General features: G+C 71.0%; 20 protein-coding genes. 10 read left to right on the forward strand and 10 right to left on the reverse strand.

All coding sequences use genetic code 11. From position 1 onward, the window contains the following. Positions 1-6 precede the first annotated feature (6 nt). The 5 genes from ACIF83_RS39315 (at position 7) to ACIF83_RS39335 (ending at position 5,817) form a co-directional block, all read left to right on the forward strand. A complete protein-coding gene (locus ACIF83_RS39315; RefSeq protein WP_399734723.1) occupies positions 7-1,680 on the forward strand; it encodes an ABC transporter ATP-binding protein in 1,674 nt (557 codons plus the stop codon). Then, complete coding sequence (locus ACIF83_RS39320; RefSeq protein WP_393468028.1) at positions 1,677-2,798, forward strand: ABC transporter permease; 1,122 nt, start codon at positions 1,677-1,679, stop codon at positions 2,796-2,798. The genes ACIF83_RS39315 and ACIF83_RS39320 overlap by 4 nt, the downstream gene beginning before the upstream one ends. Continuing rightward, on the forward strand, positions 2,798-4,060 hold the full coding sequence (locus ACIF83_RS39325) for an ABC transporter permease (RefSeq protein ID WP_393468031.1): 1,263 nt from the start codon (positions 2,798-2,800) through the stop codon (positions 4,058-4,060). The genes ACIF83_RS39320 and ACIF83_RS39325 overlap by 1 nt, the downstream gene beginning before the upstream one ends. Continuing rightward, positions 4,057-4,461 (forward strand): cytidine deaminase, encoded by a 405-nt coding sequence (locus ACIF83_RS39330; RefSeq protein WP_393468033.1) that lies wholly within the window; start codon positions 4,057-4,059, stop codon positions 4,459-4,461. Before ACIF83_RS39325 ends, ACIF83_RS39330 begins: the two co-directional genes overlap by 4 nt. A 72-nt stretch (positions 4,462-4,533) precedes the next feature. After that, positions 4,534-5,817 (forward strand): thymidine phosphorylase, encoded by a 1,284-nt coding sequence (locus ACIF83_RS39335; protein WP_393468036.1) that lies wholly within the window; start codon positions 4,534-4,536, stop codon positions 5,815-5,817. Positions 5,818-5,972: 155 nt separating this feature from the next. On the opposite strand, the gene ACIF83_RS39340 is transcribed toward ACIF83_RS39335, so the two are convergent. Continuing rightward, positions 5,973-6,893 carry an AEC family transporter gene (locus ACIF83_RS39340; protein WP_399734524.1) on the reverse strand — a complete coding sequence of 307 codons (921 nt, stop codon included), beginning with the start codon at positions 6,891-6,893 and terminating at the stop codon, positions 5,973-5,975. A gap of 68 nt (positions 6,894-6,961) precedes the next feature. Between ACIF83_RS39340 and ACIF83_RS39345 the strand changes: the two genes are divergently transcribed. Beyond that, the gene (locus tag ACIF83_RS39345) at positions 6,962-7,348 is read left to right on the forward strand and encodes an STAS domain-containing protein (protein ID WP_399734726.1); all 387 of its coding nucleotides are present in this window, start codon (positions 6,962-6,964) and stop codon (positions 7,346-7,348) included. Here ACIF83_RS39345 and ACIF83_RS39350 read toward each other — a convergent pair. Together ACIF83_RS39350 and ACIF83_RS39355 are read right to left on the reverse strand one after the other, a co-directional pair. Then, positions 7,241-8,245 carry a sigma-70 family RNA polymerase sigma factor gene (locus ACIF83_RS39350; RefSeq protein WP_399734527.1) on the reverse strand — a complete coding sequence of 335 codons (1,005 nt, stop codon included), beginning with the start codon at positions 8,243-8,245 and terminating at the stop codon, positions 7,241-7,243. The two genes, ACIF83_RS39345 and ACIF83_RS39350, sit on opposite strands and share 108 nt — an antisense overlap. 151 nt (positions 8,246-8,396) lie before the next feature. Further along, on the reverse strand, positions 8,397-9,686 hold the full coding sequence (locus ACIF83_RS39355; protein ID WP_399734530.1) for an MFS transporter: 1,290 nt from the start codon (positions 9,684-9,686) through the stop codon (positions 8,397-8,399). A 63-nt stretch (positions 9,687-9,749) separates the two neighbouring features. On the opposite strand from ACIF83_RS39355, the gene ACIF83_RS39360 reads away from it, so the two are divergent. Further along, positions 9,750-10,712 (forward strand): LysR family transcriptional regulator, encoded by a 963-nt coding sequence (locus ACIF83_RS39360; protein WP_399734533.1) that lies wholly within the window; start codon positions 9,750-9,752, stop codon positions 10,710-10,712. 7 nt (positions 10,713-10,719) lie between these two features. On the opposite strand, the gene ACIF83_RS39365 is transcribed toward ACIF83_RS39360, so the two are convergent. After that, positions 10,720-11,481, reverse strand: a complete 762-nt coding sequence (locus ACIF83_RS39365) for an alpha/beta hydrolase (RefSeq protein WP_393468051.1) — start codon at positions 11,479-11,481, stop codon at positions 10,720-10,722. Between the two features lie 121 nt (positions 11,482-11,602). Between ACIF83_RS39365 and ACIF83_RS39370 the strand changes: the two genes are divergently transcribed. Together ACIF83_RS39370 and ACIF83_RS39375 are read left to right on the forward strand one after the other, a co-directional pair. Then, positions 11,603-12,778 carry an adenosine deaminase gene (locus tag ACIF83_RS39370; protein ID WP_393468055.1) on the forward strand — a complete coding sequence of 392 codons (1,176 nt, stop codon included), beginning with the start codon at positions 11,603-11,605 and terminating at the stop codon, positions 12,776-12,778. Between the two features lie 151 nt (positions 12,779-12,929). Further along, complete coding sequence (locus tag ACIF83_RS39375) at positions 12,930-13,283, forward strand: ATP-binding protein (protein ID WP_393468058.1); 354 nt, start codon at positions 12,930-12,932, stop codon at positions 13,281-13,283. Positions 13,284-13,360: 77 nt separating this feature from the next. On the opposite strand, the gene ACIF83_RS39380 is transcribed toward ACIF83_RS39375, so the two are convergent. From ACIF83_RS39380 to afsQ1, 5 genes are all read right to left on the reverse strand, one after another. Continuing rightward, positions 13,361-13,564: a PspC domain-containing protein gene (locus ACIF83_RS39380; protein WP_398137064.1), complete on the reverse strand. Its 204-nt coding sequence runs from the start codon at positions 13,562-13,564 to the stop codon at positions 13,361-13,363. A 93-nt stretch (positions 13,565-13,657) separates the two neighbouring features. Further along, a complete protein-coding gene (locus ACIF83_RS39385) occupies positions 13,658-14,215 on the reverse strand; it encodes a VanZ family protein (protein WP_398137065.1) in 558 nt (185 codons plus the stop codon). Between the two features lie 93 nt (positions 14,216-14,308). Further along, positions 14,309-14,920 carry a hypothetical protein gene (locus tag ACIF83_RS39390; protein WP_399734538.1) on the reverse strand — a complete coding sequence of 204 codons (612 nt, stop codon included), beginning with the start codon at positions 14,918-14,920 and terminating at the stop codon, positions 14,309-14,311. Beyond that, positions 14,917-16,509, reverse strand: coding sequence for an ATP-binding protein (locus tag ACIF83_RS39395; protein ID WP_393468068.1), 1,593 nt, complete (start codon positions 16,507-16,509; stop codon positions 14,917-14,919). Before ACIF83_RS39395 ends, ACIF83_RS39390 begins: the two co-directional genes overlap by 4 nt. Beyond that, positions 16,506-17,183, reverse strand: coding sequence for a two-component system response regulator AfsQ1 (afsQ1, locus tag ACIF83_RS39400; RefSeq protein WP_208643022.1), 678 nt, complete (start codon positions 17,181-17,183; stop codon positions 16,506-16,508). The genes ACIF83_RS39395 and afsQ1 overlap by 4 nt, the downstream gene beginning before the upstream one ends. A 230-nt stretch (positions 17,184-17,413) precedes the next feature. Here afsQ1 and ACIF83_RS39405 point away from each other — a divergent pair, with 230 nt between their 5' ends. Beyond that, entirely contained in the window at positions 17,414-18,151 is a 738-nt protein-coding gene (locus tag ACIF83_RS39405; RefSeq protein ID WP_393468072.1) for a SigE family RNA polymerase sigma factor, read from the forward strand. A gap of 148 nt (positions 18,152-18,299) precedes the next feature. Here ACIF83_RS39405 and ACIF83_RS39410 read toward each other — a convergent pair whose 3' ends face one another. After that, positions 18,300-18,935, reverse strand: a complete 636-nt coding sequence (locus tag ACIF83_RS39410) for a uridine kinase (protein WP_393468075.1) — start codon at positions 18,933-18,935, stop codon at positions 18,300-18,302. Between the last annotated feature and the right edge of the window lie 43 nt (positions 18,936-18,978).

The following is an 18,978-nucleotide window of genomic DNA, read 5'->3' on the forward strand; positions in this document are numbered from 1 at the left end:
TGCGCCATCGACGCGTCCAGCAGCCCTCCGCTCACCGCTCCGTCGACAGTCGCGGTCGAGCTCGCGGGCATCACCAAGCGATTCCCGGGTGTCGTGGCCAACCACGACATCCACCTGACGGTCCGCAAGGGCACCGTCCACGCCCTCGTCGGCGAGAACGGCGCCGGCAAGTCGACCCTGATGAAGATCCTCTACGGCATGCAGAAGCCGGACGAGGGCACCATCCAGGTCGACGGCGAGCAGGTGAGCTTCTCCAGCCCCGCCGACGCCATCACCCGCGGCATCGGCATGGTCCACCAGCACTTCATGCTGGCCGACAACCTGACCGTGCTGGAGAACGTGGTGCTCGGCAGCGAGAAGCTGCACGGCATCGGCGGTGGCGCCCGCAAGAAGATCAAGGAGATCTCCGACCGCTACGGCCTGGGCATCCGCCCGGACGTGCTGGTCGAGGACCTCGGTGTGGCCGACCGCCAGCGCGTGGAGATCCTCAAGGTCCTCTTCCGCGGCGCCCGCACCCTGATCCTCGACGAGCCGACCGCGGTGCTCGTCCCGCAGGAGGTCGACGCGCTCTTCGACAACCTGCGCGAGCTGAAGTCCGAGGGCCTGTCCGTCATCTTCATCTCCCACAAGCTGGGCGAGGTGCTGTCCGTCGCCGACGACATCACCGTCATCCGGCGCGGTACGACGGTCGGGACCGCGATCCCCTCCAAGACCACCCCGCGCCAGCTGGCCGAGATGATGGTCGGCAGCGAGCTGCCCACCCCGGAGACCGCCGAATCCACGGTCACCGACCGGCCGGTGCTGACGGTCGACAACCTCACCGTCTACGCCCGTGGCGCCGTCTCCCTCGGCACGGAGGACGAGCCCACCGGCGAGGGACTCACCGAGTTCGCGCCCGCGGGCGAGGCCAAGCGCGTCCTGGACGACGTCTCCTTCACCATCCACGCCGGCGAGGTCATGGGCATCGCCGGCGTCGAGGGCAACGGCCAGACCGAGTTGATCGACGCGCTGATCGGCACCAAGCACGCCGACTCCGGCTCGATCACCTTCCTGGGCGAGGACATCACCCCCTGGCCCACCCGCAAGCGTCGCGAGTCCGGCGTCGGCTACATCCCCGAGGACCGTCACCGCCAGGGCCTGCTGCTGGAGTCCCCGCTCTGGGAGAACCGCATCCTCGGCCACGTCACCGAGAAGCCCAACGCCAAGGGCTTCTGGCTGAACCCCAAGGGCGCCCAGGACGACACCCGCCGGATCGTCGAGGAGTACGACGTCCGCACCCCCGGCATCGACGTCACCGCGGCCTCCCTGTCCGGCGGCAACCAGCAGAAGCTGATCGTCGGCCGCGAGATGAGCCACGACCCGAAGTTCCTGATCGCCGCCCACCCCACCCGCGGTGTGGACGTCGGCGCCCAGGCGCAGATCTGGGACCGCATCCGCGAGGCCCGCCGCGAGGGTCTGGCCGTGCTGCTGATCTCCGCCGACCTGGACGAGCTGATCGGCCTGTCGGACACCCTGCGCGTCATCTACGACGGCAGGCTGGTCGCCGACGCCGACCCGGCCACCATCACGCCGGAGGAGCTGGGTTCGGCCATGACGGGTGCCGCGTCCGGTCACCTGGAGCACGAAGAGACCGCCCCCGAGGGCGACGACAACGCCGGTCCGGAGGACGAGGCCCGATGAAGAAGTTCGACAAAGAGCGGGTGCTCGTCGCGGTGGCCGGGCCGGTCATCGCGCTCGTCCTGGCGATCGCGCTGACCTCGGTGGTCCTGCTCGCCTCGGGCAAGAACCCGATCGAGCCGTACACCCTGATGCTGCAGCAGCTGCCGTACTCGGACATCCAGGTGCTGATCATCAACCAGGCGTCGCTGTACTACATCGCCGCCATCGCGGTCGCCCTCGGCTTCCGCATGAACCTGTTCAACATCGGTGTCGACGGCCAGTACCGCCTCGCCGCGGTGATGACCGCCGTCGTCGGCGCGCACATGGCCCTGCCCAGCTTCCTGCAGATCCCGCTGCTGCTGCTGGTCGCCATGGGCACCGGCTCCTTCTGGGCCGGCATCGCCGGTGTCCTGAAGGTCACCCGGGGTGTCAGCGAGGTCGTGGCGACGATCATGCTGAACGCGATCGCCACCGCTGTCATCGGCTACGTCACCCTCACCGACGTGTGGGGCGTGCAGGTCGGCAACAACTCGACGACCGGCATCATGAAGAAGTCCGGCTGGTTCCCGGGCATCAACCTGGGCTCGGACGTCGGCGAGATCTACGGCCTGGTCTTCCTCGCCGTCCTCCTCGGCATCGGCTACTGGGTCGTCCTCAACCGCACCCGCTTCGGCTTCGACCTGCGCGCCACCGGCGCCTCGGAGACCGCCGCCGCGGCCTCCGGCGTCGACGCCAAGCGCATGGTGCTGATCTCGATGCTGATCTCCGGCGCCATCGCGGGCCTCGCCGGTCTGCCGCTGCTGCTCGGCGAAAGCCACACCTACAGCCTGAGCTTCCCCGTGGGCCTCGGCTTCACCGCCATCGGCATCGCCCTGCTCGGCCGGAACAACCCGGGTGGCATCGCGCTCGCCGCCCTGCTGTGGGCCTTCCTCGACAAGGCCTCGCCCGCCCTCGACTACGCGACCCCCGTGGCGTACGACAAGGAGATCGCCACGATCATGCAGGGCCTGATCGTCTTCGCGGTCGTCATTTCGTACGAGGCCGTACGGCAGTGGGGTCTGCGCCGCCAGCAACAGCGAGTCGGCGCCGAGCTGGCCGCGGCCGCCGCCAAGAACACCAACAAGGAGGTGGCTGCCTGATGTCCACCGCGACCATCGCCAAGCCGCAGGCGAAGCAGCCCGGCAAGGGCGGCCGCCGTATGTCGCTCCCGGTACTCCTGCTGGTCATCGCGGGTGTGCTGGTGCTGACCTCGATCGTCCGCATCATCACCGGTGCGGACGGGATCACCTCGGTCGGGCAGATGTCCGCCGCGCTGCAGCTCGCGGTCCCGATCGGCCTCGCCGGCCTCGGCGGTCTGTGGGCCGAGCGCGCGGGCGTCGTCAACATCGGCCTCGAGGGCATGATGATCCTCGGCACCTGGTTCGGCGCCTGGGCCGGCTACCAGTGGGGCCCGTGGGTCGGTGTCGTCTTCGGCATCATCGGCGGCGCGCTCGGCGCCGTCCTGCACGCCATCGCCACCGTCACGTTCAACGTCAACCACATCGTCTCCGGTGTGGCGCTGAACATCCTGGCCCTCGGCACCACCCGCTACCTGTCGAAGTTCACCTTCGCCAACGCCCCGCAGGGCTCCACCAAGCAGTCCCCGCCGATCGACTCGCTCGGCGAGTTCAGCATCCCGGGCCTGTCGGACTGGCTGAACACGCTGAACGAGAAGCACTGGTTCCTGGTCTCCGACATCGCCGGCCTGCTCGGCGGTCTGGTCACCGACCTGTCGCCGCTGACCGTGATCGCGGTCGCCATGGTCCCGCTGACCTGGTGGGTGCTGTGGCGGACCTCCTTCGGTCTGCGCCTGCGTTCCTGCGGTGAGAACCCCGTGGCGGCCGAGTCCCTCGGCGTCAACGTGTACAAGTACAAGTACATCGCCGTGATCGTCTCCGGTGGCTTCGCCGGCCTCGGTGGCGCGTTCCTGTCCATCGTCGCCTCGAACGTGTACCTCGACGGCCAGACGGCCGGCCGCGGCTACATCGGTCTCGCCGCGATGATCTTCGGCAACTGGATGCCGGGCGGCCTGGCCCTCGGCGCGGGCCTGTTCGGTTACACCGACAGCCTCAACCTGCGCGGCGGCACGGTGAACGTCCACGCGCTGATCCTGCTGCTGGCGATCCTCCTGGTGTTCGGCGCCGCCTACCAGGCGTGGCGCAAGAAGTACGTCCCCGCCCTCGTCACGGCCGTCATCGCGGTCCTGATGTTCGTCTGGTACGCCTCCACCAACGAGGTTCCGCGCCAGCTGGTGACGGCGACCCCGTACATCGTCACGCTGCTCGTCCTGTCACTGTCCGCGCAGAAGCTGCGCATGCCGAAGGCGGACGGCCTGCCGTACCGGAAGGGACAGGGCAAGTGACCACCGCGGCCGCCGACTTCGACTGGGAGGCGCTGCGCGCCGAGGCGCGGGAGGCCATGTCCCACGCCTACGCCCCCTACTCGGGCTTCCCGGTCGGTGTGGCGGCTCTGGTCGACGACGGGCGCACGGTCACCGGCTGCAACGTCGAGAACGCCTCCTACGGCCTCGGCCTGTGCGCCGAGTGCGGGCTGGTCTCGCAGCTGCAGCGCACCGGGGGCGGCCGCCTCACGCACTTCACCTGCGTGGACGGCACGGGCGGGCTGCTCGTCCCGTGCGGCCGCTGCCGCCAGCTGCTCTACGAGTTCGGTGGCCCCGACCTGCTGCTGGACACCCCCGCGGGCATCCTCCCGCTCGCCGAGATGCTGCCCCAGGCCTTCGGCCCGGACCATCTCACCAAGTAACTCCCGTACGGCCCCCCTGACCTGCGCAGGGGGGCCGTGCACTTCGCACCTCCCGGAAGGAAGCCATCAGCCATGGCCATGGACGCCATCTCCGTCATCCGTACCAAGCGGGACCGCGGTGAGCTGACCGACGAGCAGATCGACTGGGTCATCGACGCGTACACCCGCGGCGAGGTCGCCGACTACCAGATGGCCGCGCTCAACATGGCGATCCTGCTCAACGGCATGAACCGCCGCGAGATCGCCCGCTGGACCGCGGCCATGATCTCCTCCGGCGAGCGCATGGACTTCTCCTCGCTGTCCCGCCCGACCGCGGACAAGCACTCCACGGGCGGCGTCGGCGACAAGATCACCCTCCCGCTGGCGCCCCTGGTGGCGGCCTGCGGTGCCGCCGTCCCGCAGCTGTCCGGCCGCGGCCTCGGCCACACCGGCGGCACCCTGGACAAGCTGGAGTCGATCCCGGGCTGGCGCGCGCTGCTCTCCAACGAGGAGATGCTGCACGTCCTCGACACCACCGGCGCCGTCATCTGCGCGGCCGGTGACGGCCTCGCCCCCGCCGACAAGAAGCTGTACGCCCTGCGCGACGTCACCGGCACGGTCGAGGCGATCCCGCTGATCGCCTCCTCGATCATGTCGAAGAAGATCGCCGAGGGTACCGGCTCCCTGGTCCTGGACGTGAAGGTCGGCTCGGGCGCCTTCATGAAGACGATCGAGGACGCGCGCGAGCTCGCCTCCACGATGGTCGGCCTCGGCACCGACCACGGCGTGAAGACGGTCGCCCTCCTGACCGACATGTCCACCCCTCTCGGCCTGACCGCGGGCAACGCCCTCGAGGTCCGCGAGTCGGTCGAGGTCCTGGCCGGCGGCGGCCCGGCGGACGTCGTCGAGCTGACGATCGCGCTCGCCCGCGAGATGCTCGACGCCGCCGGTGTGAAGGACGCGGACCCGGCGAAGGCCCTGGCCGACGGCTCGGCGATGGACGTCTGGCGCCGGATGATCGCGGCCCAGGGCGGCGACCCGGACGCGGTGCTGCCCACGTCCCGCGAGCAGCACGTCATCAAGGCCCCCTCCTCCGGCGTGCTCACCCGCCTGGACGCCTACGACATCGGTGTCGGCGCCTGGCGCCTCGGCGCGGGCCGCGCCCGCAAGGAGGACCCGGTGCAGGCGGCGGCGGGCATCGAGATGCACGCCAAGCCGGGTGACACGGTCACCGAGGGCCAGCCCCTGCTGACCCTCCACACGGACACCCCGGAGCGCTTCGAGTACGCCCTCCAGGCGGTCGAGGGCTCGTACGACATCGCGGCCCCGGGCACGGACTTCACGGCTTCGCCGGTGGTGCTGGAGCGTATTGCCTGACCTGCGGTTTCCCTCTTCGGGTGAACGGGATCGGTAGACCACTGCCGGTCCCGTTCGGCATGCTGCGGGAGCAGGTGACACGGTGATCTCCTCATCCCGGACCTGATGGTGACTCCGGTGCCGGAGCGCCCCGAGGCCGCCCTGCCGACCGACCCTCACCCCAGAACCGCCGCCACCCCCACCAACACCGGCACCGACACCACCGTCGACAACAGGATCGACTCCCGGGCCAACGACTCGGCCACCCGATAGCGGCTCGCGTACGTGAACAGGTTCTGCGCGGCCGGCAGCGCCGAAGTCACCACCACGTCCAGCAACGGCGCACCGTGCAGCCCGAAGACCCCGCTCGCCAGCACCCACGCCACCAGCGGCTGCCCCACCGACTTCAGCGCCACCGACAACAGGACCAGTTGGCGGTCCCGCCCCCGGCCAGGGGCCGCGCTGCCGTGCAGGGACATGCCGAAGGCCAGGAGGGCGGCAGGGACGGACATGTTGCCGATCAGGGTGAGGGGATCCATGACCGGGGCGGGGACCTTCCAGCCTGCCGCCGACACCACGACGCCCGACAGCGAGCCGACCGCTATCGGGTTGCGCAGCGGGGTCAGCAGGCGGCGCCACAGCGCGCCCTTCTCGCCCATCCCCGAGAGGTCCAGGACCGTCAGGGCGATGGGGGTGACCAGGACGACCTGGAAGAGCAGTACCGGTGCCACCAGGGACGCGTCGCCCAGGACGTACGCGGCGATCGGGATGCCGAGGTTGCCCGAGTTGACGTAGCCGGAGCACAGGGCGCCGATCGTGGTGCGGCCCACGCCCCAGCGGCGCAGCGCGCCGATCGCCACGAAGACCCCGCAGGCCGCGGCCGTGCTCAGGGCCGTCACCAGGAGCCGGCTGGAGAACAGCACCGACAGGTCGGCCCTGGCCAGGGTCGTGAACAGGAGCGCCGGGCCCGCCACGGTGAACGCCAGCCCGGTCAGGACCTCGCGGCCCTGGTCGCCGAGCGAACCGCGCCGCCCGAGTACGTAACCCACCCCGATGACGACCGCGATCACCGCGAACCCGCTCAGCACCCCCTGCACGGAGTTTACCCTCCGGCGGAGCAGGGCGGCGGGTCAATGTGATCTCCGCCCGGGTGCGGGCCGGCGCGATGAGTTACGGGCGGCTCGCCGGTCTACCGCACGTGGATGAGAGGACACCCGCCGTGCTCGTGCCGGCCGGCCCCGTCACCAGGGACGAGGTGGCGGGGCTGTGCGACGACGTACGGGCGCTGCTGGAGGTCACCGGGGCCGGGGTCGTCGTCTGTGACGTGGGCGGGCTGGGGCCGCCCGGCCTGGCGGTGGTCGATCTGCTCGCGCGGCTGGAGCTGGCCGCACGGCGGGCCGGGGGCCGGATACGGTTGCGCGATCCGGACCCCGCGCTACGCGCCCTACTCGATCTTGTCGGGCTCCGCTTCCAGGCGGAGGGGGAGGCCGAAGAGCGGGAACCAGCGCTGGGTGTCGAGGAAGAAGTGGAACCCGGTCAGCCGGCCGTCTGAGATCTCCAGGACCTGGATCGACCACGGTGTGAAGCCGCCCGCCTCCGGGTCCGGCTTGTACTGGGCGAAACCCGGCAGCCCGTTGACCTGCACGGGCAGCAGACGGGAGCCGGCGCAGGCGGCGCCCAGGGTGGTCATGAAGCCGGTGATGTCGTCGTGGCCGGTCAGCCACAGGTCGAACGGCGGCATCGTCATGATGGCGTCCTCGTGCAGCAACGCCGTGAGCGCCGTCATGTCGTAGCCCTCGAAGGCCTTCACATAGCGCTCCAGGAGCTTTTGCTGCTCCTCGTCGAGCGGGTCGGAGACCGCCGCCTCGGCACCGGCCTGCTCCCGCTCGGCGAGCGTCGCCCGGGCCCGCTGCAGCGCGCTGTTGACCGAGGCGACCGTGGTGTCCAGCAGCTCGGCGACCTCGCTCGCCCTCCAGGCCAGCACCTCGCGCAGGATCAGCACCGCCCGCTGCTTGGGCGGCAGTTGCTGCAGGGCCGCCATGAACGCCAGCCGAATCGACTCCCTGGCGACGGCCGCCTCCGCCGGGTCCTCGACCGTCGGCAGCACGCGCGCGTCCGGCACCGGCTCCAGCCAGGTGTTGTCCGGGCGGGGGGCGAGAGCCGCCTGGGCTAGGGGTGTCGAGTCGGTGAGGTCCATGGGACGGGCCCGCCTGTTCCCGGCCGTCAGCATGTCCAGGCACACGTTCGTCGCGATCCGGTACAGCCACGAGCGCAAGGAGGAACGGCCCTCGAACTTGTCGTAGCTCCGCCAGGCCCGCACCAGGGTGTCCTGCACCGCGTCCTCGGCCTCGAAGGAGGAGCCGAGCATGCGGTAGCAGTACCCGGTCAGCTCGGTCCGGTGCTTCTCCAGTGCGACGTCCAGGTCCGCCGTCGCCGTGCTGTCGCCCATCGTCCACCCACCCCTGTGGCCGTTCTGTTCACGCGCTTTCGCGCTCCAGCACTCCGGAAGCTACCGCAGCCCACTGACAATGGCCCCCCGAGCGCGGAAAAGCGCAGTTCAGACCGGTTGTTTCAGGGAATTGAGCGGACCTGGCACCGGCTCAGTGCGCCGCCACCGGCTGCCGCCGGGCCGCCACCCGGGCCGCCCGCGAGCCGAGGACCGTGATCGCCACGACCCCGAGGACCGCGAGGACGCCCACGGTGACCGTGCCGGCCCAGCCGCCCGAGTGGAAGGCCATCGCGCCGACCGTGCTGCCCGCGCTGGAGCCGACGTAGTACGCGGACTGGTAGAGGGCCGATGCCTGGGCGCGGCCGCGGGTGGCCGTCTTGCTGACCGCCGAGGAGGCGACCGCGTGCCCCGCGAAGAAGCCCGCGGTGATCAGGACCAGGCCCAGCAGGACCAGGGGCAGGGAGTCCGCCAGGGAGAGCAGCAGGCCCGCCGCCGTCGTACCGCCGGCCAGGTACAGGGCGCCCCGGCGGCCGAGGCGACCCACCAGGCGGCCCGCGGTCGACGCCGACACCGTACCGACCAGGTACACCAGGAAGATCGAGCCGACGATGCCCTGCGGGAGGGAGAAGGGGGCCTCCGTCAGCCGGTACCCGATCACCGTGTAGACACCGCCGAACACCGTCATGAACAGCGCGCCGATCGCGTACAGGCGACGCAGCAGCGGGTCGGAGAGGTGGTCGCGGACCGTGCCGAGCAGGACGCGGGGGCGCAGCGAGCCGGGCCTGAAGTGCTTCGGCGTCGGCAGCAGCAGCCGGAACGCCACCGCGCAGGCCACCGCGATCGCGCCGATCACGCCGACGGCCACCCGCCAGCCCCACTCCTGCGCGACCCAGCCGGTGATCACCCGGCCGCTCATCCCGCCGACGCTGTTGCCCGCCACGAACAGCCCGATCGCAGTGACCAGCGCCTTCGGCCGGACCTCTTCGGCCAGGTACGCGGTGGCCGAGGCCGGCAGACCGGCCAGCGCCGCGCCCTGCACCGCCCGCAGCACCACCAGCGCGCCGATCGACGGCGCGAACGGCACCAGCAGCCCGACGCTCACCGCGACCGCCAGCGAGGCCGTCATCACCGTACGGCGGCCGAAGCGCTCCGACAGGGCGCTCATCGGCAGCACGAACAGCGCCAGACCGCCGGTCGCGGCCGCCACCGTCCAGCTCGCCTCGCTCGCCGCGACCCCGAACTCCCCGGAGATCAGCGGCAGCAGTGCCTGTGTGGAGTAGAGGAGGGCGAAGGTCGCGACTCCGGCGAGGAAGAGGGCGAAGCTCATCCGGCGGTAACCGGGGCCGCCCGGCGCCATGCGGGAGTCGGACGCGGAGTGGGAGGAACGGACGGGCGAGACGGCGTCCACGCTGGTGGACGCCCCGGTACTGGCGGGAGACATGCCTCGAAGCTACGTACGGATCCACTCATCCGTCCAATGCATGGATTCGCCATAATCGTTCCCATGGTGCATCAGCAGAGCTCACAGGCGCGACTGTCACCGTCCAGTGACACAGAAGACATGACTGCGATGTCGAGGTTGCTCGCCCCCCGCCTCGCCTACTTCGCCGGCGTAGCCCGCACCGAGCACGTCACCCGCGCCGCCCACGAGATGAACGTCCCCCAGTCGACCCTCTCGCGCGCGATGGCCCGCCTGGAACAGGACCTGGGCGTCGACCTGTTCGCCCGACACGGCCGTACGGTCTCCCTCACCACCGCCGGCCGCACCTTCCTCGCCTCCGTCGAACGCGCGCTCGCCGAGGTCGAGCGCGCCGCCGAGGAGGTTCGCGCCGACGCCGACCCGGCCACCGGCAAGGTCGCCTTCGGCTTCCTGCACACCATGGGCGCCGAGACCGTACCCGGCCTGCTGCACGCCTTCCGCGCCGACCACCCGCGCATCCGCTTCAGCCTGGTCCAGAACTACGGCGAGGCGATGCTGGAGCGGCTGCGCGCAGGAGAGCTGGACCTCTGCCTCACCTCCCCGGTCCCCGACGCGCCCGACCTGGTCGCCCGCCGCCTGGACGAACAGAAACTCCGCCTGGTCGTCCCCGCCGACCACCGCCTGGCCACCCGCCGCCGCATCCGCCTGGCCGAGGCGTCGGACGAAACCTTCGTCACCCTGGAACCCGGCTACGGCCTCCGCCGCATCACCGACGACCTGTGCAAAGAAGCAGGCTTCCGCCCGAGAGTCGCCTTCGAGGGCGAGGAGGCAGAAACCCTGAGGGGACTGGTGGCAGCGGGTTTGGGTGTCGCTCTCCTGCCCCCGCCGACGGTCCCGCGTCCGGGCGTGGTGGAACTGACGGTGACAGCCCCCAGGGCGGCCCGCGAGATCGGCGTCGCCTGGCTGGCCGACCGCCCGGACACCCCACCGGTGGCCGCCTTCAAGAAGTTCCTGCTCTCCAGAAGAGGGAATCTGCTCCCCACCTAGGGGTGCTCTACCGTCTCAGCGACTTGCCGAACCCCGCAGCCAACGGCATCCGAAGCCCGATGGGCGGCGGAGCAGCAAGCGCATCCTCCACAGGCCGCGACACCGAACACCCGAACAAGGCCCCCATCACGAAGTCCACCGCAAGGCTCAGCACTTCGTCCCGATGCTGATGCAACCCGTGACCGTCGGAGTGCACTTCGAACCGGCACACGTCCCGGTTCACCTTCTTGGCCCGAGCCGCCAGCCGGAACGAAAGCTCGGGATCGGTCCGTTCGTCGTTCGTGCCGTGCACGACCAGCACCCGCCGCCCCACCAGCTGCTTCACCGGCTCGACGGCCGCGGCCACGTCCTCCTCCGGCAGCCAGGGCGCGAGCGCGACGACCGAGTTCACCGCCTCGTGCCCGCCCGCCCGCAGCGCCGCCCGTCCGCCCATGCCGAGTCCGACCAGGCACACGGGAACGTCCCCGTACCGCCGGACGACCTCGTCGGCGGCCCACTGCGCGTCCCCCGCCAGATGCGCCTCGCTGCCGTTCCAGCCCCGGTAGCGGTAGTGGACGGTATGGACAGCCAAGCCCTCCGTACGGCCCGCGCGAGCGAACCGGCGGCCGAGGGAGCGGACGAAGGCCGTCGCATGGAGGGGCGACGGCCTGCGGGCGGAGACCTCCTCGCCCCCGGGGAGCAGCAGTACCGCTCCGCTCACTGACGTCGGCTCCGGGCCGACTGCCTTTCCCAGCCTGGCCGTTCGGACCGGCGTCGCTTGCTGTCCCATGACAGAACAGTGTCAGAAGCGACGGTGTACGAAACCCGTCCGTGCGGTCACCGTTAAATATCGACGGAAAAGTACATGCCGTACAGCGGCTCTCTACGCGCGTAGGCGCTACAGTGCGGCAATGACGAGCCAGATTCCACCGACTGGGACCGTCCCGACGCACGTCCCGACGCCGGACCAGATCCGCCGGGCCCCCAAGGTTCTGCTGCACGATCATCTCGACGGCGGGCTCCGTCCCGGAACCGTCGTCGAACTCGCCCAGGAGACGGGCTACTCCCAGCTCCCCGAGACCGACCCCGACAAGCTGGGCATCTGGTTCCGCGAAGCGGCCGATTCCGGCTCGCTGGAGCGGTATCTGGAGACCTTCTCGCACACCGTCGGCGTGATGCAGACCCGGGAGGCGCTCGTCCGGGTCGCCCGCGAGTGCGCCGAGGACCTCGCCGAGGACGGGGTCGTCTACGCGGAGGTGCGGTACGCCCCCGAGCAGCACCTGGAGGGCGGGCTGAGCCTCGAAGAGGTCGTCGAGGCGGTCAACGAGGGCTTCCGGGAGGGCGAGCGGCTCGCCCGGGAGAACGGCCACCGCATCCGGGTCGGCGCCCTGCTGACCGCCATGCGGCACGCGGCCCGCGCCCTGGAGATCGCCGAACTCGCCAACCGCTACCGGGACCTGGGCGTGGTCGGCTTCGACATCGCCGGCGCCGAGGCCGGCTACCCGCCCACCCGGCACCTGGACGCGTTCGAGTACCTCAAGCGCGAGAACAACCACTTCACCATCCACGCCGGCGAGGCCTTCGGACTGCCGTCCATCTGGCAGGCGCTGCAGTGGTGCGGCGCCGACCGGCTCGGGCACGGGGTGCGGATCATCGACGACATCGAGGTCCGCGAGGACGGCTCGGTGCGGCTCGGGCGGCTGGCCTCCTACGTCCGTGACAAGCGCATCCCGCTGGAGCTGTGTCCCAGCTCCAACCTGCAGACCGGGGCCGCCTCCTCCTACGCCGAGCACCCGATCGGGCTGCTGCGGCGCCTGCACTTCCGGGCGACGGTCAACACCGACAACAGGCTGATGTCGCACACCAGCATGAGCCGGGAATTCGAGCATCTCGTCGAGGCGTTCGGTTATACGCTCGACGACCTCGCATGGTTCTCCGTCAATGCGATGAAATCAGCGTTCATTCCTTTCGATGAACGGCTGGCGATGATCAATGACGTGGTCAAGCCCGGATACGCAGAGCTGAAGTCCGAGTGGCTGTTCCAGCAGACCGCCTCCACCAGCGGTTCTTTCGGATCCGAGGGGTAGCGGCGGGGCGAACGGCGGCACGGAATGCGGACGGGCTTTCACAAGTCGTCCGCATTTCGGTGTTTGCGGGCGGCGGTCCGGCATGTTTACGGTCGTGGACCGCTCAGATCTTTTGTTGTCTCCTGTCTCCGCATTCAAGGACGCATTCACCATGAAGCAGTCTGCTGCCAAGACCCTCGGTGTCGCCGCCCTCGGTGCCGCCTTCGCCGCCGTCGGTGCGGGCGCGGCCAACGCGGCCCCGGCCGTTCCCGACGCCACGCAGGCCCTGGACACCGTCACCAAGACGCTGCCGGCCGAGAACGTCGGCAAGGCGCTGCCGGGCGCCGGTGAGGCGCTCGCCCAGGGGCAGGGTGCCCTCGGTGCCGGGCTGGCCGCCGCGCAGCCGACCGTCCAGAAGGTCCTCGCCGGCGGCCCGACCGCGCCGGCCGCCGGCCTGCTCGGCGGACTGCCGCTGCAGGGTCTGCCCACGCACGGCGTGCCGGTGAACGGCATCCCGCTCGGCTGACATCCGCCGCGCGCCCGACGCCGCTGGGGCGCCCCGGAGGAGTCCGGAGCGCCCCAGCGGCGTTCGCGCGCCCGGACTCACCAGGCGGCGGCCTTGGCCTTGTCCTCCGCCGGCAGCAGGATCCACAGCGCTATGTAGAGCAGGAACTGCGGGCCGGGGAGCAGGCAGGAGAGCAGAAAGACGACCCGCATCGTCGTCGCGGAGGTGCCGAAGCGCCGGGCCAGCGCGGCGCACACTCCGCCGATCATGCGGCCGTGGGTGGGGCGGGCGAGGCTGGACATCTGCGGCTCCTTCGTGAGCGTCGGGTGAGGCTCTCCCGTCGATCGCCTCAACTGTCTTCCACGGTACGGAGACGAAGGGGACGAAGCGTCGCTCTACGGGGCGATCCCGACCCTGGGAATCGTCGGGGTACGACCCTGAGGGAGGTCCTCCTGGACGGTGACCTGCTCCGCCTCCTGGGGTTCGCGCTCGCCCCGGCGCCGCAGCCAGGCCCGGCCCGCGGGCACCACGGCCAGGTGGGCCAGGATCACGCCCACGGTGTTCAGCAGCAGCGAGTCGACGTCCACGACCCTGCCGGGCACCCCCGTCTGCAGCAGGGCTATGCCCAGCGAGATCAGGGCGCCCGTGGCCGCCGTACGGACCAGGGAGGTGAGCGGGGAGACGTCGAGCCTGCCGGACATCGGCAGCAGCACACCGAGCGGCGCGAGCAGCGCCAGCCCCTCGCCGAGGCGTCTGGCGGCCTCGGGCCAGCCCAGCGACAGATCGGCCCGGATGCCGGCCAGCGGGCGCAGGTTGGCAGGCATCACCCAGGGGACGTCCAGGGGTCGCAGCATCAGCCAGGCGACGAGCCCGAGGTGCGCGACGAGGAGGACACCCCCTGTCGCACGGATGCGGATCGCGGCACTGCCGCCGATGGAGCCTTGACGCTGCACGCCCCCCTAGACGCACCCCTGTGCACGATCGGTTCCGCATCCGTCACGCGGATGCACATGAGGTGTCCGCCACACCCGCCCGCGCGCGGCCGCTCAGCCCGCCGTGACCTCGCTGGACGGCGGCTCGGTCGTCCCCGGGCGGTTGCGGACGTCGTCGGTGCACTCGTAGCGGCGCAGCGGGGCGGCGCCCGGGCCGCCCAGGACGACCGAACCGTCGCCCTCGGTCGCCGCCGAGTCGGACAGCGTGCACACGAGCTGGGCGAGGGCGTAGGAGGTGAGCTGTTCCGGCGCGGTGCTCAGCCTGAGCGTGTCGTCCGGGTCCTTCGGGCCCGGCCCGGTCACGCTCAGGCCGCCCGGCACGTAGGTCGTGTAGCCCGCCGCCTTCTGCCCGGCCGACGGGGACGCGGCGAGCTGGTCCAGCAGACCCTGCGCCACGATCACCCGGCGCCGCGCGTCCGGGGTGCCCTGCGGGACCCGGACGGTCCGGTCGACGGCGACCAGGGACGAACCGCACAGCAGGAAGACCTGCACGGCCACCCCCTGCGAGGACTGCGTCGACACACCGGGCCCGGACGGCGTGCACGGGACCCGGGAGGGCGCACCGCCGAAGTCCGTCGGCACCTCGGTGGGCCGGATCCCGCAGCCGGTGAGCAGCGCGGCCAGGAGGGGCGCCGCCAGCAGACTGCGTACGGTCCCTGCTCTCATGACCCCTCCTTCCCGGAATTCCCGACCTCGTCGTTCTTGGTGCCCTCGCCGCTCTCCTCCGTCAGCCGTGAGGCGTCCCGCGGCAACCGCAACGTGAACACCGCACCCCCGTCGGGGGAGTTGGCCGCGGTGATCTCACCGCCGTGGATGTGGGCGTTCTCCAGGGCGATGGACAGGCCCAGGCCGCTGCCCTCCGAACGCGGCCGGGAGGCGCTGGCCTTGTAGAAGCGGTCGAAGACGTGCGGCAGGACGTCCTCGGGGATGCCGGGTCCGTGGTCGCGCACCGCGATGACCAGGTCGGCGCCCTCTTCATCGTCCATGCGCACCGACACCCGCACCGGCGACCCGCCGTGCTTGAGCGCGTTGCCGATCAGGTTGGCCAGTATGACGTCCAGACGGCGCGGGTCGAGGCGGGCGTGGGTGCCGCGCTCGGCGTCCAGCTCGACGGCGTCCAGCCAGGCGCGGGCGTCGATGCAGGCGGTGATCTGGTCGGCGATGTCGACGTCGTCCAGGACCAGGCGGGCGGTGCCCGCGTCGAAGCGGGTGACCTCCATCAGGTTCTCGACCAGGTCGTTCAGCCGCCGCGTCTCGCTGACCACCAGCCGTACGGCCGGCTCGATCATCGGGTCGATGCTCCCGGCGTCCGCGTCCAGCTCCTCCTCCAGCACCTCCGTCACGGCGGTGATGGCGGTCAGCGGGGTGCGCAGCTCGTGGGACATGTCGGCCACGAAGCGCCGGGACGCGTCGTCGCGCGCGGCCATCTCGGCCACCCGCTTCTCCAGCGCCTCGGCCGCGTTGTTGAACGTCCGTGACAGATCCGCGAGTTCGTCCGTGCCCGAGACCCTCAGCCGGGTGTCCAGCCTGCCCTCGCCGAGCCGCCGGGCGGCCACCCCGAGCCGGTGCACCGGCTTCAGCACGGTCGTGGCGGCGGCCTGCGCGAGCAGCGCGGAGCCGATCAGCGCGAGACCCGTCGCGATCCCCAGCGACCAGGCCAGCGAGTTGAGGTCCTTGGCCTCCGGCTCCAGCGACTTGGCCATGTAGCCCGTCGGACCGCCGCCGATCAGCCGCGTGCCGGCGACCAGATACGGCGTGCCGTGGTTGTCGACCCGCTGCCAGTACAGGTGGTACGGCGACTGGTTGGAGTCGGTCACCTTCTGCCGCTTGTTCACCGCGGCACGCAGCGACCCCGGCACGTCCTCCAGCGCGAAGCCGTTGATGCCGCCCGAGTTGCCGTACACCGTGCCGCCGCTCGGGTCCTGGGCGACCAGCAGCACGCTGAACCGCTGGCTGCTGCCGGCCATCTGGCCCGCCGCGTGCTGCAGTTCGTCCTGTGAGGGGTGCACCGGCAGCGCACCCGCCCGGTTCTGCATCTCCTGCTGGAAGTCGCGCAGCACCGCGTCCTGGGCCCGGGTGAGCACGGCCTCCCGGTTCAGCCAGTACGCGATGCCGGACGCCGACACCGCGGCGGTGAGCGCGACCAGACCGAAGACGACGACCAGTCGCAGCCTGAGGCTGGTGAACCGCAGCCGCGACAGATTTCCCTTGCGCCCCGCGGCCCAGCCGCGCAGCCCCCCTTGCGTATCGGTCACTGAGGGGTGTCCAGGCGGTAGCCGACACCACGGACGGTACGGATCAGGGTCGGGGACGAGGGCACGTCCTCCACCTTGGCGCGCAGCCGCTGCACACACGCGTCCACCAGGCGCGAGTCGCCCAGGTAGTCGTGCTCCCACACCAGCCGCAGCAACTGCTGGCGGGACAGCGCCTGACCGGGCCGCCGGCTCAGCTCCAGCAGCAGTCTCAGCTCGGTCGGCGTCAGCTGCAGGTCCTCGCCGTTCTTGGTGACGGTCATCGCGGACCGGTCGATGACCAGGCTGCCGAAGGCCGCCGAGTCGCTGGACTCGCGTTCGCCGCGGCGCAGCACGGCCCGGATCCGGGCGTCCAGCACGCGGCCCTGCACCGGCTTCACGACGTAGTCGTCGGCGCCGGACTCCAGTCCCACGACCACGTCGATGTCATCGTTACGGGCGGTCAGCAGGATGATCGGCAGCTGGTCGGTGCGCCGGATGCGCCGGCACACCTCGAATCCGTCGATGCCGGGCAGCATCACGTCCAGCACGATCAGATCCGGTCGCTGCTCACGCAGCAGCTTCAGACCGTCCTCACCGCTGGCAGCGGTGGCCACCCGGTGACCCTGGCGCGTCAGGGAGAGCTCCAGGGCCGTGCGGATGGCGTCGTCGTCCTCGATCAGCAACAGGGAAGGCACGGGCTCATTCTGGCCCATGGACGGGCTCTCGTACGACCTGCCGACACCATGCCCTCCCTACCGCCACCTCCTGTGCGCGCTCTGTGACGGTCCTGGGCCGCACCCCTGTGACAGGTCTGTGACAGTCGGCGGACACGGCCATGAAGGTCGATCGGCAAGCTTTTCGGCACAGGCAAGGAAGTAACGCCGAGCAAGCCGGACACCGGAAGTCCACGACGGGGGAGCGCGAGATGAACACGCTGCACAGCATCAGCACCAGCGCAGTGGTCACGCGCCTGCACGACGTGCACCGGGGTTCCGAGAAGTCCGGCGCCGTGAGCGGGCGGGGGTGCGCTCGCGGCGCCGGGCGTCAGCACACCGGTTACATCACGGTGGTTGACGCGTACACGGGGGAAACGCACGGGGGATCCGCGTACAGGGAGGACTCGGGGGAGCGCCGTTCGCTGACCGAGGCGGAGTTCACCGCCTACGTCCAGGAGCGCCGCGCCTCCCTGTACGCCACTGCCTACCACCTGACCGGTGACCGCTTCGAGGCCGAGGACCTGCTGCAGAGCGCGCTGTTCTCGACGTACAAGGCGTGGGACCGGATCAGCGACAAGGCGGCGGTCGGCGGCTATCTGCGCCGCACCATGACCAACCTGCACATCAGCGCCTGGCGGCGCCGCAAGCTGAACGAGTACCCGACCGAGGAACTGCCGGAGACGCCCGGCGAGACGGACGCGATGCGCGGCACCGAGCTGCGCGCGGTCCTGTGGCAGGCGCTGTCCCGGCTGCCCGAACTCCAGCGCACCATGCTGGTCCTGCGCTACTACGAGGGCCGCACGGACCCGGAGATCGCGGAGATCCTCGACATCAGTGTCGGCACGGTGAAGTCCAGCATCTGGCGGTCGCTCCGTCGGCTGCGCGAGGACGAGGTCCTCAGCTTCGGCCGTGACGAGGAGGACGCCTTCGGCGAGCTGGTCGCCTGAAGGTTCGGGGGGAACGACGGGGGGCCAACGGGGGACCACTGGGGGGTGGGCCCACGGGGGAAACGGGGAAACACGGGGGAGCACCGAGAAGCGGGGCTGGAGGGCCGGGGGGTCCGTCCAGTCCCGCTTTGCGTGCTCGCGCGTTCTGTTACGCCGCCGTCTGCTGCCGCGCCTGCCGCCCCGCGGCGGCGGCCGCCAGCCGGCCCAGCGCCTCGTCCCGGTCGCAGGGGTGAGCGCCCAGCGAGACCTGGCGGGTCACGATCGACCGCTCCGCGCGCATCAGCCGCCAGCCTCGGCGCAGCAGGAACGGGACCGACTTGCGGCCCTCCTTGAGGTCGCGCAGGAAACGCCGGCGGAAGGTGGTGGCCGGGCCGCGGGTCAGGCACAGCGCGTCCGCCAGCACCCCCAGTTCACGGCAGCGTTCCACGATCTCCGCGGCGAAGATGCCCTCCGCGATGAACAGCGGGGTGCGCCCGATGTGCAGCGTCTCCTCGCCGGTACGGGCGCTCAGCGAGATGTCGTACACCGGTACCGGCGTCGACCCGGAGGCGCACAGGCGGGTGATGGCCTCGACGGCGACGTCCGCGTCCCACGACTCCGGATGGTCCCAGTCGATGTCCGAACTTCCGTCCACCAGCGGCAGTGTCGGGTCGTCGCCCTCCTTGTAGAAGTCGTCGAGGCGCAGGACGGGGAGCCCGGAACGGGCGGCGACGAGTGACTTGCCCGAGCCCGAGGGGCCGCACAGCAGCACGACGCGGGCGGGGGACGGGGGATGAATGCTCACGGAACACCAGTTTGACGCATGGTCGGCCGCCTGCCGACCCCGC

Source organism: Streptomyces sp. NPDC085866 (assembly GCF_044541035.1).
Classification (GTDB): domain Bacteria; phylum Actinomycetota; class Actinomycetes; order Streptomycetales; family Streptomycetaceae; genus Streptomyces.

What these genes read in the sequence shown, in the direction of transcription:
- ACIF83_RS39375 (WP_393468058.1), top strand. Translation starts at nt 12,930, where the DNA reads ATGAAGCAGTCTGCTGCCAAGACCCTCGGTGTCGCCGCCCTCGGTGCC.
- ACIF83_RS39345 (WP_399734726.1), top strand. Translation starts at nt 6,962, where the DNA reads ATGAGTTACGGGCGGCTCGCCGGTCTACCGCACGTGGATGAGAGGACA.
- ACIF83_RS39325 (WP_393468031.1), top strand. Translation starts at nt 2,798, where the DNA reads ATGTCCACCGCGACCATCGCCAAGCCGCAGGCGAAGCAGCCCGGCAAG.
- ACIF83_RS39335 (WP_393468036.1), top strand. Translation starts at nt 4,534, where the DNA reads ATGGCCATGGACGCCATCTCCGTCATCCGTACCAAGCGGGACCGCGGT.
- ACIF83_RS39390 (WP_399734538.1), bottom strand. Translation starts at nt 14,920, where the DNA reads ATGAGAGCAGGGACCGTACGCAGTCTGCTGGCGGCGCCCCTCCTGGCC.
- ACIF83_RS39355 (WP_399734530.1), bottom strand. Translation starts at nt 9,686, where the DNA reads ATGTCTCCCGCCAGTACCGGGGCGTCCACCAGCGTGGACGCCGTCTCG.
- ACIF83_RS39350 (WP_399734527.1), bottom strand. Translation starts at nt 8,245, where the DNA reads ATGGGCGACAGCACGGCGACGGCGGACCTGGACGTCGCACTGGAGAAG.
- ACIF83_RS39380 (WP_398137064.1), bottom strand. Translation starts at nt 13,564, where the DNA reads ATGTCCAGCCTCGCCCGCCCCACCCACGGCCGCATGATCGGCGGAGTG.
- ACIF83_RS39365 (WP_393468051.1), bottom strand. Translation starts at nt 11,481, where the DNA reads ATGGGACAGCAAGCGACGCCGGTCCGAACGGCCAGGCTGGGAAAGGCA.
- ACIF83_RS39360 (WP_399734533.1), top strand. Translation starts at nt 9,750, where the DNA reads ATGGTGCATCAGCAGAGCTCACAGGCGCGACTGTCACCGTCCAGTGAC.
- ACIF83_RS39405 (WP_393468072.1), top strand. Translation starts at nt 17,414, where the DNA reads ATGAACACGCTGCACAGCATCAGCACCAGCGCAGTGGTCACGCGCCTG.
- ACIF83_RS39320 (WP_393468028.1), top strand. Translation starts at nt 1,677, where the DNA reads ATGAAGAAGTTCGACAAAGAGCGGGTGCTCGTCGCGGTGGCCGGGCCG.
- ACIF83_RS39370 (WP_393468055.1), top strand. Translation starts at nt 11,603, where the DNA reads ATGACGAGCCAGATTCCACCGACTGGGACCGTCCCGACGCACGTCCCG.